Annotated in this window: 16 protein-coding genes, 1 pseudogene and 1 other annotated feature; of the genes and pseudogenes, 10 read left to right on the forward strand and 7 right to left on the reverse strand. The window is 35.4% G+C overall.

The features are described 5' to 3' along the window. Window positions 1-251: 251 nt before the first annotated feature. Complete coding sequence (locus MKZ17_RS10405; protein WP_340723669.1) at window positions 252-869, reverse strand: hydrolase; 618 nt, start codon at window positions 867-869, stop codon at window positions 252-254. Between the two features lie 169 nt (window positions 870-1,038). On the opposite strand from MKZ17_RS10405, the gene MKZ17_RS10410 reads away from it, so the two are divergent. After that, window positions 1,039-1,446, forward strand: coding sequence for a VOC family protein (locus tag MKZ17_RS10410; protein ID WP_340723670.1), 408 nt, complete (start codon window positions 1,039-1,041; stop codon window positions 1,444-1,446). A gap of 303 nt (window positions 1,447-1,749) precedes the next feature. On the opposite strand, the gene MKZ17_RS10415 is transcribed toward MKZ17_RS10410, so the two are convergent. Further along, window positions 1,750-2,766 carry an aminoglycoside phosphotransferase family protein gene (locus MKZ17_RS10415; RefSeq protein WP_340723671.1) on the reverse strand — a complete coding sequence of 339 codons (1,017 nt, stop codon included), beginning with the start codon at window positions 2,764-2,766 and terminating at the stop codon, window positions 1,750-1,752. Window positions 2,767-3,025: 259 nt separating this feature from the next. After that, the gene (locus MKZ17_RS10420; protein WP_340723672.1) at window positions 3,026-3,511 is read right to left on the reverse strand and encodes an HIT family protein; all 486 of its coding nucleotides are present in this window, start codon (window positions 3,509-3,511) and stop codon (window positions 3,026-3,028) included. A 223-nt stretch (window positions 3,512-3,734) separates the two neighbouring features. Between MKZ17_RS10420 and MKZ17_RS10425 the strand changes: the two genes are divergently transcribed. Further along, entirely contained in the window at window positions 3,735-4,880 is a 1,146-nt protein-coding gene (locus MKZ17_RS10425; protein WP_340723673.1) for a copper amine oxidase N-terminal domain-containing protein, read from the forward strand. Between the two features lie 222 nt (window positions 4,881-5,102). Here the strand turns inward: MKZ17_RS10425 and MKZ17_RS10430 are convergent, their stop codons facing one another. Together MKZ17_RS10430 and MKZ17_RS10435 are read right to left on the reverse strand one after the other, a co-directional pair. After that, window positions 5,103-5,408, reverse strand: coding sequence for a phosphorylase family protein (locus MKZ17_RS10430; protein ID WP_340725535.1), 306 nt, complete (start codon window positions 5,406-5,408; stop codon window positions 5,103-5,105). 2 nt (window positions 5,409-5,410) lie between these two features. Next, window positions 5,411-5,875 (reverse strand): NUDIX hydrolase, encoded by a 465-nt coding sequence (locus MKZ17_RS10435; RefSeq protein ID WP_340723674.1) that lies wholly within the window; start codon window positions 5,873-5,875, stop codon window positions 5,411-5,413. Between the two features lie 168 nt (window positions 5,876-6,043). Here MKZ17_RS10435 and MKZ17_RS10440 point away from each other — a divergent pair, with 168 nt between their 5' ends. The 6 genes and pseudogenes from MKZ17_RS10440 (at window position 6,044) to MKZ17_RS10470 (ending at window position 10,546) form a co-directional block, all read left to right on the forward strand. Continuing rightward, window positions 6,044-6,532, forward strand: coding sequence for an NUDIX hydrolase (locus tag MKZ17_RS10440; protein WP_340723675.1), 489 nt, complete (start codon window positions 6,044-6,046; stop codon window positions 6,530-6,532). Then, window positions 6,510-7,046, forward strand: a complete 537-nt coding sequence (locus MKZ17_RS10445; RefSeq protein WP_340723676.1) for an NUDIX hydrolase — start codon at window positions 6,510-6,512, stop codon at window positions 7,044-7,046. Before MKZ17_RS10440 ends, MKZ17_RS10445 begins: the two co-directional genes overlap by 23 nt. A gap of 88 nt (window positions 7,047-7,134) precedes the next feature. Next, window positions 7,135-7,380: a binding site (T-box leader), on the forward strand. 75 nt (window positions 7,381-7,455) lie between these two features. Next, window positions 7,456-8,682: pseudogene (gene tyrS, locus MKZ17_RS20595) on the forward strand (tyrosine--tRNA ligase). A gap of 102 nt (window positions 8,683-8,784) precedes the next feature. Beyond that, window positions 8,785-9,639, forward strand: coding sequence for an alpha/beta fold hydrolase (locus MKZ17_RS10460; RefSeq protein WP_340723679.1), 855 nt, complete (start codon window positions 8,785-8,787; stop codon window positions 9,637-9,639). Window positions 9,640-9,650: 11 nt separating this feature from the next. Beyond that, entirely contained in the window at window positions 9,651-9,875 is a 225-nt protein-coding gene (locus tag MKZ17_RS10465) for a hypothetical protein (RefSeq protein ID WP_340723680.1), read from the forward strand. A 50-nt stretch (window positions 9,876-9,925) separates the two neighbouring features. Next, window positions 9,926-10,546, forward strand: a complete 621-nt coding sequence (locus tag MKZ17_RS10470; protein ID WP_340723681.1) for a hypothetical protein — start codon at window positions 9,926-9,928, stop codon at window positions 10,544-10,546. 511 nt (window positions 10,547-11,057) lie between these two features. Here the strand turns inward: MKZ17_RS10470 and MKZ17_RS10475 are convergent. Then, window positions 11,058-11,594 (reverse strand): chromate transporter, encoded by a 537-nt coding sequence (locus MKZ17_RS10475; RefSeq protein WP_340723682.1) that lies wholly within the window; start codon window positions 11,592-11,594, stop codon window positions 11,058-11,060. After that, window positions 11,591-12,142, reverse strand: a complete 552-nt coding sequence (locus tag MKZ17_RS10480) for a chromate transporter (protein WP_340723683.1) — start codon at window positions 12,140-12,142, stop codon at window positions 11,591-11,593. The genes MKZ17_RS10475 and MKZ17_RS10480 overlap by 4 nt, the downstream gene beginning before the upstream one ends. Before the next feature lie 180 nt (window positions 12,143-12,322). Between MKZ17_RS10480 and MKZ17_RS10485 the strand changes: the two genes are divergently transcribed. Beyond that, entirely contained in the window at window positions 12,323-13,021 is a 699-nt protein-coding gene (locus tag MKZ17_RS10485; protein ID WP_340723684.1) for an ABC transporter ATP-binding protein, read from the forward strand. Further along, a complete protein-coding gene (locus MKZ17_RS10490) occupies window positions 13,011-14,321 on the forward strand; it encodes an ABC transporter permease (protein WP_340723685.1) in 1,311 nt (436 codons plus the stop codon). Before MKZ17_RS10485 ends, MKZ17_RS10490 begins: the two co-directional genes overlap by 11 nt. Window positions 14,322-14,339 lie beyond the last annotated feature (18 nt).

Consider the following 14,339-nt stretch of genomic DNA (forward strand, 5'->3'; position numbering starts at 1 on the left):
ACACCCCTCCCTCCGTAAATTTAGCATAATGTATTTTCCATTTATTTCATCAAGTTAGTTATATATGAATATTTTTATGGAGGGTATTTATGCTTAACATTCAGACATTTATATTTAATCGAAACACCTCATCCTTTGAAAACTTACATCACTCTACTTATTTACATAATGTTGCCCTTGAATTTAATAAGGAATACTTGCACGATTTTAAAATAAAAAAAACCGCTTTAGCGCGGTTTAGTCCAGAATACTTATGTTGTTTTAACATGGATTTGCTCTAGCAAATACACGCTTTTTTCGATAGATGTTTCAATGTATCCAATGATTTGATCCATTGAAAAGACATGTAAATCCTTTTCAATATTTGCTGGATCATCCTTCATGTCCCCAAGCACATAAGAGATAAAGGAAGTTACATCACTAGTATGTACCTCTTCTAAGTCCATCATTGAAGTGGGCATGTTCAAGTATTTTTCTAATTCCTCTTTTAATCCGTAATGGTATAACAATTTACTATTTAATAATCGAAAATCATTATGGTAAAGGGGATGGAGTGCTGCATTTTGTTCCATTCGATTTTTTAACCAAGGCACAAAAAAACCAGTTAGCCATAAATCATCTGCAATTAAATGGGCGAAATAGCCTTGTATATATGGATGGCGTTTATGCTGTTTATATTTTTCTAGAAACCCTTCATAGTCAATGGTTCTAGAATAGGATTGTAGGCTTCCTTTGTAAAAGTGAGATGCATCCTTATTGGAGCAAGCATCAGCAGCAATGCCACCAATAAGAAATGAACTTTTATCCTCAATATTTAATCGATCTGCTACCTTTTTTGCAATAATACTATGCATGATTCTTGATCCCATAGTTAACTCCTCTCGACAAAATCTTTCTAATATTATTATTGTTCTATATTATATTTCGTATAATTGAATAAATTCCTTCTTCTATTTAAAATGATTTTCTTGCTTACAAGAAGGTAAATTAAATCTTCATAGCGAATGCATTAAGTATTTCAGACTATAGGGGGATTTTATGAGCGCAAAACTATTACGAGTTGGTACAACGTACATTCCAGTAACAAATGTGAAGCTTTCGTCTGAGTGGTATGTTCATCATTTAGAAGCTGAGTTAAATTATATGGATGAAGACAAGGCGATTTTGAATCTTGCGAATCAAAGCATATTCCTCGTTCAAGCAGCGGAAAATCAAAGTGCAAATTTCACAGATCGTTATGGTGTAGAACGTTTTTCGTTAACATTTGAGGTGAACGGAATTGAAGCATTAGAAACGTTGCATAGCAATTTTATTGCAAAAGGGATGCAAGTAGGTGAGATTGAAAACCGCGGGCATGCAGGAAAGAATTTTGTCTTCTTTGATATAGATGGCAATAGCTTTGATGTATGGAGTGAGCTAAGTCCAATTTTTAAAGAAAAGTTTTGATATCACAATGAATAAGCATAGCCGAACAATACGTGGCGGGTTTTTCACAACTATTCCAATGTACAATCAGCACGTCAACAACTTTCATAGTCGCCTAAAATGCTGGATTGATCGTTTATAAGGTGTAGAAACTCGAACATTTGATAAACGTGTAATGCCTTTTATGTATAGCATTACGGATCAAGATGTAGCAGGGGAACTGCCATTACTATAGTAAACAGAATTTGTTATAACAGCACCGTAGAAAATACTTTCCGATACGGTGCTGTTATAAATAGGTTTATGTGATAGTCAGTATTTTTATTAAACAATAAGAGTGACGGTTTTCATTTCATAAATTTTTTGGAGAGTATGGACATATTTTATCTTCTCGTCTTCAGCCTCAGTGTGGAGATACGCTTCGACAAGCCTGTAGCCGAATCTAAGTAGGATTATCTCGTAGACACAATGATCGGTGAGCCCAGATATATCTGCATACTCCGAAAAGCCTTTGTAATACGCAGGGATACATCGCTCGTAATGTTCGACCATGTTATCAATATCCGCTTCATCCGCAATCAGGCTTGCTAGATCCTCGCCCAGGTAGCCCCATCCACTAGTATCCCAATCGATAAGTGCGAATTTCTCGTCAGCATAAATAAGATTAGTTATCCAGCAGTCCCGGTGACATAGCACGAGGGGCAATTTTTCAATACGGGCGAATATTTTGTCTGCTTGTTCATCGATGTTAATGAGCATTTGCCGCACGTGCAAGGGCAATTTACAGTCTTCCGATCGTATATAATCGTAGACAAGTGGCCACGACCGATAACGTAAATACGAATTTTTCATAAAATCCGGATGGCTAAGGTTCGTCAGTTTCTGCAGCACAGTGGGTTGTTCCGCATAAAGCATACCTTGATAGCGCCCTAACTCCAACGCTGCCTTTTCATACATGTCACTGGTCAAATCTAAACCTGTCACGCCATCAATATATTCTAGCCACAGATGGTATTCATTCTCTTCGACATTGAACTCGGCGTGATAACATATCGGCCAACGAAGGGCTTGCGAGAAAGTCGCCCCCAAGTTAGAGGAATAGAGATCATATTCCCGGCGCCATGAATCTGGATCGCCATAACGCTCCCATTTGTGTTGGATTTTCAGTACGATACGGTAAGGTAATTTTTCACCATCCGCGGTTTCGGCAATTCCCGAAACTAGATACACATTTCCCACAGTTCCGCCCTGTAACGGTATACTCTGGTAGTCTGTAGAGATGATATTCTTCTTGAACATTTCGTTTAAAACATAAATTAGCTTTTCAGTTTCAATATTCATTTATTCCTCCAATTTCTTCTTAGTCAATGAGGTAGTGCATAGATATACTCTAATCATGTTGCAGGGGATAGAAAACATCCGAGTAACATAATTTTCTTATGGAAAATCTTATGAATAAATTGCCTGGATGGTTTTCCTAATTTTAACAGATAAAGGTTTACATTCATAACTAAATTATTAAGAAATAAGAAGAGGAACACGTAATGGATAGGCATAAAATTTTCGCATTTAAAATAATTATTGAGTGTTAAACAAATGATCAATGATTTAGTCTCATTTTTAAAAGGTTTAATGCAGACAATACCTCTTGTCTATTTAAAGAATTATTCATATTATTTCTAGCATGAAGAAGTACGGGTCTAACTGATTCAACAGATCGGCCGAATTCATACATCCATTCATATCGGGGAACTAGCCAAGTATGGAAATGGTGAGTAGTATCTTCGTTGTAAAAGTAATAAACATAATCAATACCTAAAATCTCTCGTTGTGCTTTTCGGATTTTGGATAATAAATGAGTATAATCCAAGAGCTCTTCCTCCGTTAATTCATCCAAACATTTTATATGACGTTTTGAAGCTAATATGATTAATCCTTTAATCGGATAAGCAACATCTTGGTGGGCATGAAAATACGAGGATTCTAGTATCACGCCACCTTCTGGCTCAATCAACCCACTTGTCAATGCACAGCTTAAACATTCAACTTCAGCCGTCTTACCATTTGATAACGTAATCTTTCTCATAATTTCCCCTCTGAAATTTGACATGAAGTGAAAATATTAATTTAGTTTAATAATATAGTTTTTAACGAAGATTTACTATTTTAATAAAAATTTAAACTTCATTTGAATTTTACAGATGAAAGATAATGCAAGTGAGCGAGAATGAAAAAGTATATATTGTTAATAATTGGATTTATGGTATATTTTTCATTAAAATAACTTATTTATTATTGTGAGGTGTAGAATGAAAGTGAAAAAAAACCTAACATTATTCACTTTTATATTGTTCCTAGCTTTTAGTTACACGGCACACGCGGAAAATCTTTATGACATATATGAGGATGTAACTGAACATGACTTAAAAAATAGTATAATTCTTTCTCCTGAAAGCTCCACGGCATTTATTAATGGGCAAAAGGTGTCAGCCGTTCAGCCGATTGTCAAAGATGGAAGAACATTAGTACCCCTTCGTTTTATTTCGGAAGGATTTGGGGCAAAGGTAGATTTTAATTCAAAAAGTCAGTATATTACCATTAAATACGCTAATCAAACCATTTCGTTAAAAATAGGAGAGAAGAGTATTTCGATAAATGGTAAATTAAGCAAAATGGATGGGGCAGCAAGTATTTACAACAATGCAACGTACATTCCTTTAAGGTATATTGGCGAGGCATTTAATAAAAAGATAATCTATTTAAAAAATGAAAAGATTCAACCGTATAGTTTAATCATAATTAGAGATATTGATGCCACAGCAATCGAAAACCTAAATCTTATGCGTGTTTTTAAATTTCTATACAAAGGAAAATCCATTGTCTATAGTGACCGTTTTATAATTGTCATTAATGAAAATGGCCACTCATTAATTAGTAATGATTTCTACACCTTTGAACCTTTTAATTATAAAGAAATGTTTGAGGATAAAAATAGAGTTCAATTAGGGGATATATGGTTTAAGACCGATATGAGCCATTTTTATTTGAATTATGCCTATAACACAACGAAGGAATTTATTTTATACCGTGTGGATGAAGAGATTACAAGGGTAGCGATTGAAAAAGCACCAATCAAAGCGGTAAAAACATATTTAAATAATGTCTATTACTTAACGAGGTATGAGCGTGGAATACTTAATGCTCATGAAACAAGCAATTTAAAATATGCAACATTTAATAATGGACAGTGGTTCTCCGATTATTTAGGGAAGCCTGGATATTATTATGGCTTTGACACATTAGGTAACGCCTATAATTGGGAAATTAATTCAAACGGTATTTTTACATTTGGCTATCAACGCGCGGGAGATTTAACATCGGATGAAAGAAAAAAAACGTTTGGACAATATAGAATCGAGCTGCAGAGCAAGAACCATCAGCTTGTAACGCCATAAAATAAGTGGCTAGTTGAAGTTCTAAGTGATTAAAACTTTAACTAGTCATGTTTTTTTGCACTTTGTAGTTTTCATATTATAAAGTACCATTATTTAAAAACAAAAGAGAAGCCAAATAAAGTGCTAAATCCCGAATTTTCGCATCTGTTTCAGCCTCAATGCATTCCCGTTCTTTTGTATACGAATAAAGTGTATCTCCATGAACTAAGTGATCCGATATATTTAATAAACCGATAGCCTTTTTATTGAATTTTTTGGCACGGCTAACGTAGTGCCAGTTTCCATATCTACACCGATATGTCCATTACTTGCCCAATCATTCACCATTTCACTTGTCTCAAGGAGCATAGCACTTGTAGAAAGCACACGCCCAACGACATAGGAATAGCCTTTTTTCTCACAATAATCTACTGCCGCAGAGACAAGTGATTCACTAGATGTTACGGTTTTTTCATTTGGTAAATACCAATGTGCCGTACCATCCTGCATCTCAGCCTCGCGTACAATTAATATATCTCCATAGTTTATTTTTAAAGATAATCCACCACAATAGTCCGAAAATACTCCTCTATAACGAGCTTATCTGGGGGACTTATGTTTAATGGTAAATGGGCTAAATTAAAAAACTTTATGCTCTTCGATTCAGTAAAGTTATACTTTAATAACCCATCATATTTTTTACATATAAATGCGGTTACTACATTATAAACTTCATCACCATGAGGATATCGATAGTAAAAGTCTTTTCCAGAAAAGGTTTTGAAGTATTCCAGGTGTATTGCTTTTAAGCCGGTTTCTTCAAGCATTTCTCTTTGTGCGACTTCCTCTAAGCTTTCTCCAAGATCCATAGCTCCTCCAGCTAAGCCCCAGCAGTTATTGTCATTTCTTAATTGCATGAGTAATTCATTGTGTTCATTGAAGATTAATACACATGCGCCAACCATAATAAGAGGCTCGGTGCCAATCTTCTTTCGTAAATTCATGATATAACTCAAGAAAAAACCTCCAATCGAATGGATAAATAGGTTAACTAATATTCCTCCATTTTAATTAAACGAATCGTACAATAAATCGAAAAATATGTAAATAAAAATAATTGGATTTTATTTACTGTTAAATAAAGGTATGATTGGAATTGCAAAAGAAATTTGAGGTGGTTGAAATTGAATGCTAGTAACATCAATAATCAGAAATTGTTAGCTTTTCTTCGCATGAAGGAGCATGAAACTAAACTATATCAACCGATTGCTGGTTCCTTTGCCGTCGTAAAATGTTCGGGTAAATATCTTTTGTGCTACAACACATGGAGAAAACAATGGGAAATACCGGCGGGTCAGAGAGATGGAAATGAAACAGCGAAGGAATGTGCGATTCGAGAGCTTTATGAGGAAACAGGACAAGTTGTCAATGATATGAATTTTGTTGGATTGATGAAAGTGAAAAATAATCTGAATGGCTGTGTTAAATATAATCCAATTTATTTTACAGAAATCGTTCAGCTACAGTCCTTTCTAGAAAATGACGAAACATCCGCGATTAAGCTTTGGGATTTAACTAAAAACATCCGAGATATCGATGAAGTAGATCGTCACTTATTGGAAAGGCTAAACAGGATAGAGGAGGTCAAAAATGGAGCTTTGGGATCTTTATGATATCAATCGAAATAAAATAGGGAAAACAATACAACGAGACGAACTATTGAGCCCAGGGGAATATCATCTAGTTGTCCATGTTTGCCTATTTAATTCACAAGGGGAAATGCTCATACAGCAAAGACAACCCTTCAAAAAAGGCTGGTCTAATTTATGGGATATTAGTTGCGGAGGAAGTGCAACAATGGGCGATACGAGCCAATCCGCCATTTCAAGAGAATTACAAGAAGAGCTAGGAATTACATATGACTTTAATGAGATTAGACCAAACTTTACCATCAATTTTACAAATGGCTTTGATGATTATTATTTGATTGACTTGGATATGGATTTAAATGATTTGACCCTCCAATATGAGGAAGTACAAAAGGTGAAATGGGCAAGTAAGGAGGAAATTTTAAACATGATTAAGACGGGCGAATTTATCCCGTTTTATGATAGCCTCATTCATTTAATTTTTGACTCCCGCAATCAATATGGCAGTGTTCGATTAAAAATGGATGTAGCTAAGTGAATTTCAATAAGAAAATATTGACAATTAAATTTTGTTTGTTATTATAATTTGTAATCTTAATTATTGTTAAATAAAAGTTGTTAAGAAGATAAAGGCGATGAAAAGAACGAGTAACATAAATGGAACGTACAGAGAGTAGCCGGTTATTGAGAGGCGCGCTGGAAATTTATGTGAATACATCTTGGAGCTGCGTACCGAAACAGTAAGTAGGCTACGACGGGGTTGCGACCGTAATCATTGCAGGAGTATCATCGCTTGCGATCGTACTTACAAAGGAGAATTGTGTGAGCATTTCTCAAAAAAAGGTGGTAACACGTATAATCACGTCCTTTAGGCATTAGCCTAACGGGCGTTTTTTATTTGCAGTAGTTTTAGATGGATAAAACTTAACGAAATTGGAGTGGTGAAAATGTTTTTACATCCAAATGAACAATTAGAAATAATTAAAAAGGGCGTAGATTGTATTGTTGATGTCGAAGAATTATTGCAAAAGCTTCAAAAATCCTATGCACAACAAAAGCCTTTAAAAATCAAGCTTGGTTTAGACCCATCTGCTCCTGACATTCATCTTGGTCATGCCGTAGTTTTACGCAAAATGAAGCAAATGCAAGATTTAGGCCATGAAGTCGTTATTATTATTGGAGATTTTACGGGGCGTATCGGAGATCCAACAGGTAAGGTAAAAGGAAGAAAGGCGCTAAGCGATGACATTGTAAAGGCAAATGCGAAAACCTATTGCGAACAAATTTTTAAAATATTAGATGAAAACAAAACTACGGTACGTTTTAATAGTGAATGGCTTTCCAAATTAACCTTTGAGGAAGTAATCAAGCTTGCTGCCACGACGTCCGTTGCCCGTATTTTAGAAAGAGATGACTTTCAAAAACGTTTTCAAAAACAAGTTCCTATTGGAATTCATGAATTTTTCTACCCGTTAATGCAGGCATATGATTCAGTTGAGCTTCGGGCAGATATTGAGCTTGGCGGAACAGACCAAACCTTCAATATTTTAATGGGACGTACATTACAAAAGCATGTAGGCTTAGAAAAGCAAATTGCTATTTTTATGCCCATTCTTGAGGGATTAGATGGTATTGAAAAAATGAGTAAAAGTCTCGGAAATTACATTGGTATACTGGATGCTCCAGAAGTAATGTTTAAAAAAGTGATGGAAGTACCGGACAACCTAATTATGAAGTAATTTGAACTTGCTACAGATGAGCATCCAACGGCTTTAAAGGAATGGAAAATGAGATTGGAAAATGGACAAAACCCACGAGATATTAAACTCGAACTTGCTAGAATCATTACCCAGTTATATCACGGTCAACAAAACGTAAAAGCTGCTGAAAAATATTTTGTTACTGTGTTTCAAGAAAAGAAAATTCCTGATAATATGCCCACATTATTTATAGAAAATGATCAAATGATTGTGAAGAATATGCTGTCACAGCTTGTATCTACTGGTATTGTATTAAGTAAAAGTGAATTTTTACGCCTCGTGAAGCAAAACGGAGTGTCTCTTAATGGCGACAAATTAAATCTGGATTCTTTAGATCAAATTGTAAAGGACGGAGACGTTTTACAAATTGGAAAAAAACGCTTTGTTAAATTTGTTCAAATTAAATGTTGTTAGAGAAAATGAAATGAGACCCTTTTATTATTTCAAAAGAATAAAATATCTGTATAATATTAGAAAAGGCGAGCTTTTTTAATACACACCATAGGGGGATTTTGTATGTGGCAACAAAAAATGATTGCAACATCGAGGGGCGTATTTGAGTATTTTGTAAGTGGACATGGGGAACCGCTTGCGATTACCCATTTTTACACGAGTTTCGACGATCGTGGAAATTGGTTTGCCAACCCGTTTACAGCACAATATACAGTCTATTTAATTAATGTTCGTGGGGCTGGAAATTCTCCGGTCATTGAATCGGATGAGCAGCTTTCTCTTCAGGAAGTCATCCTCGATTTAGAGGCGATTCGAGAAGCGTTAAACATGGAAAAATGGGCATTTGCTGGACATTCAACGGGTGGAATGCTGGCTCTACAATATGCGGTGGAGGCGCAAAGCTCACTAACAAAGGTTATTTGTGGCTGTAGTGCAGCAAGTAAGCAATATGCGAGCCATCCAGACAGTATTTACTGTGCGGAAAATAAGAACTTTAACCGAATTATGGGAATTATGGAAAGTTTAAATAACCCTGAAACACCTCAAAAAGAACGGAGCGAACTTTCATTCGAATGGGCACTCATGTCCTTTACAAGTGAGGAGAAGCTAAAATATGCACTGACTATACCAAATGGTGGAAAAACGATTGGGCGTGCGCTCGATTATTTTAGAAAAGTTGCGGTGAAAAGCTTTGATTTACGTGATCAACTAAAGTTTATTACTGTACCAGTGTTTGTATTTGGAGGACGACATGACGCACAATGTCCGATCGAATATAGTATAGAGATTGCAAAGCATATTCCATCGGCTAGGTTAACAATCTTTGAACAATCGAACCACAATCCGTTCATTGAACAACAACAAGAATTTCAGCAATTCGTACAAAACACAGCTATAACAAATGAATTAAAAGATTAGGAGAGTTAGTAGTGCAAGAAAATTCATATTTATTTATACCATTAGTGAGTTTCATACCGATTATTTTTTATGCATTATGTTTGTATTTTACATTAAGTTTTTTCCAACAATTAAAAGACGGGGATTCTAAGCGTATCAAGCAAACTAAACTATTTGCCGTCCTTTCATTAATCATTGCATTAGCAACGCCAACAGTTGTTTCATTTATAACAATGCGACAAATGATGAATTTTTAATAAGGAACGGATAAGTTTTAACAAAAGTATAATTGAAACGAGTTGAAAGAATGAAGTTTTATATTTTCCTCATTTTATTGGGGTTTGTACTAGGAATTGGAATAGCCATAACAGGATGGCCCATTTGGATTGCCTATATAGTAATAGTAGTGGTGGGAGTTCCACATTTATTAAGCCCAATATATATCCTTTATCGTTCGAAGAATTTGGAAGCACTTACGAAAATTGTTGATAAATTCAAAAAAAATCCGGTCTATCTTTATATGTACTTGCTACGAGATGGAACGGATGAAGAACTAGTGGTAGCGCTTGATCAAGTGTTGGCAAAGTATAAAAATGAAAAATACCAAGCAATTTATGGAACACTTCATGCACTATTACGTGGAGATTTTCAAGATGCGCGCCAGTACATAAAGCCGATGCTTCATAAGGAAGTCGGGCAATACACAAATGATTTAATTACTATTTTAGAAGGAAACTATGATGCCATTCCAACAAAATCTTATGAAAAAGAGTGGATGAATTTTAGTATTGCAGCACATAAAGCGTATATGCAAAAAGATATCGAGGGCTTTGAAATTGCTTCAAAACAGGCTATTCAACAGGCAGCTGGCATTCAGCATTATGGGAATTATTACACGTTTCAGCGCATGCGTAAAAAATTAAGGTAATTAATTATGAAAACTTTTTACCATAGTTTGTTCATGTGGATACCCTTTATATTGTTGTTTTCCTTTGCAGCATTCGGATTAGAAGTATTCCAAGGAGATAAAATCAGGAAATCAGAATATGTGGGATATTTGTTCATTTTGTCTTCTTTCGCTTTTATTTTATTTCCTATTTCATTTTTACCTTTAACAATCGTCGTATGTATGGTTGTAGAATCATTATTTTCTAAAATGGTGATCTTTACTTTTTTTGGTGGAGTAATAGGGGCATTTACTTTTAAACGAATATATGATTGGCTTTTTGTAGAAGAATATAATTTAAGTATGATTAGTTCAATTATATTTTTTAGTATGGCAGGGTTACTGTATGCTTTAGTAGAAAACTCGTTAAAGAAAAATATAAAATTCAATTAGATTTGAAGAAGCTATATGTTGTAAAAATAGGATAGATGACACAGGTTTATTGTCCTGTTCATCTATCCTTTCATTTTTGCCTAAATGAAGTGTGATTTCATTAAACCCCACTTAAAAATATTCCACCGATACATAACCCGAAGAAAATAACGAGCGCGGGGTGTACTTTAAATTTTTCCATTGCAATAAAGCTTGCTATGGCAATTAAAATCGTTGGTAGCCACTCGATTAAATTGACGGATGTCTTGAAGAAATCGAACGTTAAATCTGCCATTAAAATAACAACAGCAGGTAAAACAAATGTGGACAAACGTTTTACTCGTGGAGAATGACGATTGCGATACAGAATGCCGAGTAAAATCATCATTAATGACAGCGATGGTGCAACGGTTGCAAAAAGAGCGATTGCAGCACCAAGTAAACCGCCTTGCTCAAAGCCAACATAAGCAGCAATTTTTGTAGCAATTGGTCCAGGTAGTGCATTACCAATTGCAAATGTGTCACTAAATTCAGCGGTAGTCATCCAATGATACTTATTAACGACCTCGTGTTCAATTAACGGAATGGTTGCCGGTCCACCACCGTAGCCAATCATATTCGGTATAAAGAAAGCTAAAAATATATGTATATAGATCATGTTTCATGACTCCTTTTAACCGGTAAAAGCAATGCGAAAAGTAGCAACGCAATGACTACAATTCCAGGATGTATATTTAATAAGATAATCGTAATAAATGATATTCCTAAAATAAGTCCACTTAATTTCCAACCTAACGATTTTTGTGATTTACTAAAATAATTCCACGTTAATACGGCCATCATCACACCTACAATAGGTACAACACCATTTGTCATGCCGATAATAAACGGCAAATCCTTATATTCATTTAATAAGGTTAATAACAAAACTAGCATAATTGCACTTGGTAAAATTGTTGCTAAAACGGCATTGATTAAGCCAAGCATCCCACCTACACGATAGCCAATGTAACCAGCCATTTTTGTAATGATCGGACCGGGTAATGTGTTGCCAATTGCCAGTATATCTGTAAATTCCTCGTCTGTCATAAAGCCATATGTTTCGACAACTTCCTTATGGACAAGTGGGATCGTAGCTGGTCCGCCACCAAAACCGACAATGCTAGGGCGAAAAAATGCAAAAAATATTTCAGTTTGTTTGTTCAAGTCATTAAACCTCCCTTAAAAATAGTTCTAAGCTTTGAATTCTAGACATTATAACAAATTTGGGACAACGCAACCATGTTAGCTAATTTCTATCAAATTTCTTAAGAAATTCTTCATATTTTCACTAACTGTTTATTAAGATTCCACCTGTACACTGAATGTATGAAAGGGAGCGGTATGATGATACAAATTGAAAATTTACAACATGCATTTACGATAGGAAGAAAGGGACAGGAAAATGAAGTACCAGTATTACAAGGTATAAGCTTACAAGTTGAAGCGGGTGAAATTGTATCGATTGTTGGTAAAAGTGGTTCAGGTAAATCAACATTACTGCAATTGTTAGCCGGTTTTATGAAGGCGAAGAAAGGATCAATCCTAGTTAATGGCAAACAAATGGTAGGGATGACTGAAGTCGAAAGCGCGGCATTTCGCCTTAAAAACTTCGGGTTCATTTTTCAAAATTTCCAACTCATGCCGAGTTTAACGACATTTGAAAATGTGGAGCTACCACTTAAACTTCAAGGAATGAATCAAAAAGCACGATCTAAGCGCGTACGCGATATATTAGAGCGTGTTGGCTTAACAGCAGTAGCAGATCATTATCCTAAAGAACTTTCTGGTGGTCAACAGCAGCGTGTAAGTATTGCACGAGCTCTTATTACAAATGCCCCCATTTTACTGGCAGATGAACCAACAGGAAGTTTAGATACAGAAACCGAACAAGATATTTTGCTGCTTATTCAACAGTTAAATCGTGAACTTAATTTAACCTTTGTGATTATTACACACGATGAAGAAGTTGCTTCCATTGCGAACAGAACTTATCGAATGCAAAACGGCAAGCTAGAAATGGAGGCAAATAGCAATGTTATTTAAGGACCAATATGATTTCGTCAAGCAGCATATAAAGAAAAATAAGTTACGCGTTTCGATGACGATTCTTGCAGCGACGATGGGCTGTGCATTTTTAATTATTTTAGCATCGATTGGATATGGGTTACATAAAACGGTGTTGAATGATATTTTAACGAATGAAAATGTAACAAGTATAGAGCTTATGAATGGACAACAATTAACGGATGAAGATATTACTAAAATAGAGCAACTAGAGCATGTACAAAATGTGCGTACGATAACACGCGTATCGGCTGAGGCAAATTCCCAATTAGATGATCGGGACATTCAAACAGAGCTTATGATGACAAACTTTAAAAAATATGCGGCTGTTAATGATGAATTAGCAGAAGGCTCTTTCCCAAAGGCAGATAACGAAATCGTTGTCGGTTACCACTTTGCACAGCATTTATTAAATGATGCAGACCGCGAAATTATTGCGCAAAAAAGTGCAGAAGCAGAAGCAAACAATGAATGGTATGACGGTGCTGAAGAGGGCTACAAACAATCATTAATTGGTAAAAAAATTACAATGAAAGTAAAATCATTTACTGAAAATAGTGAATATAGTGAGTCAAAAACTTATACAATTGTGGGCGTATTACCAAAGCCAGCGTATGAATGGGCAATTGATACAAAAATCATGTTGCCAGAAGGAAATCAACAGTGGTTAGATACTGCGTTAACAGTTGGTCCAGGGGAAGAGAAATTTGTAGATGAAATGGTCATCTTTGCAACAGAACTTGAGCATGTAGAAGGGTTATTAAAAACACTACGTGATGATGGCTACCGTTTGTACTCGATTACTGAGCAATTAGACGAGATTAACGTCGTTTATTCAATTATGAAGATCGGATTAGTATTTGTTGGGGCAGTAGCGGTATTAATCGCATCTATCGGGATCTTTAATACGATGACGATGGCGGTTACAGAACGTACGCGAGAAATTGGTGTGATGAAGGCAATCGGAGCTAGTCCAAAATTAATACAGCGATTATTTTTAATGGAAAGCTTAATGATCGGCGTTATTGGTACGGTACTTGCATTAATCATTTCATATGCGTTCAGCTTTACAGTGAATGCACTAATGCCATTTGTTGTTTCAGAAATTTTTGGTCAGAAGGATGCCAATTTAGAAGGAATTATCCTTTCGTACATTCCTGTACAATTAGTGCTTATTGCTTCAACACTTAGCATTGGGGTAGCGGTATTATCAGGTGTACGTCCTGCACGAAAAGCAACGAAAATAGAAGTTATGCAAGCTTTACGACAAGAATTATAATAGCATGAAAAAGAGGCT

This window comes from Solibacillus sp. FSL R7-0682 (genome assembly GCF_038005985.1).
Classification (GTDB): Bacteria; Bacillota; Bacilli; order Bacillales_A; family Planococcaceae; genus Solibacillus.

Excerpts from the sequence above, each read along its gene's own strand:
- MKZ17_RS10405 (WP_340723669.1), bottom strand. The coding sequence starts at position 869 with ATGGGATCAAGAATCATGCATAGTATTATTGCAAAAAAGGTAGCAGAT.
- MKZ17_RS10410 (WP_340723670.1), top strand. The coding sequence starts at position 1,039 with ATGAGCGCAAAACTATTACGAGTTGGTACAACGTACATTCCAGTAACA.
- MKZ17_RS10415 (WP_340723671.1), bottom strand. The coding sequence starts at position 2,766 with ATGAATATTGAAACTGAAAAGCTAATTTATGTTTTAAACGAAATGTTC.
- MKZ17_RS10420 (WP_340723672.1), bottom strand. The coding sequence starts at position 3,511 with ATGAGAAAGATTACGTTATCAAATGGTAAGACGGCTGAAGTTGAATGT.
- MKZ17_RS10425 (WP_340723673.1), top strand. The coding sequence starts at position 3,735 with ATGAAAGTGAAAAAAAACCTAACATTATTCACTTTTATATTGTTCCTA.
- MKZ17_RS10445 (WP_340723676.1), top strand. The coding sequence starts at position 6,510 with ATGGAGCTTTGGGATCTTTATGATATCAATCGAAATAAAATAGGGAAA.
- MKZ17_RS10460 (WP_340723679.1), top strand. The coding sequence starts at position 8,785 with ATGTGGCAACAAAAAATGATTGCAACATCGAGGGGCGTATTTGAGTAT.
- MKZ17_RS10470 (WP_340723681.1), top strand. The coding sequence starts at position 9,926 with ATGAAGTTTTATATTTTCCTCATTTTATTGGGGTTTGTACTAGGAATT.
- MKZ17_RS10475 (WP_340723682.1), bottom strand. The coding sequence starts at position 11,594 with ATGATCTATATACATATATTTTTAGCTTTCTTTATACCGAATATGATT.
- MKZ17_RS10485 (WP_340723684.1), top strand. The coding sequence starts at position 12,323 with ATGATACAAATTGAAAATTTACAACATGCATTTACGATAGGAAGAAAG.
- MKZ17_RS10490 (WP_340723685.1), top strand. The coding sequence starts at position 13,011 with ATGTTATTTAAGGACCAATATGATTTCGTCAAGCAGCATATAAAGAAA.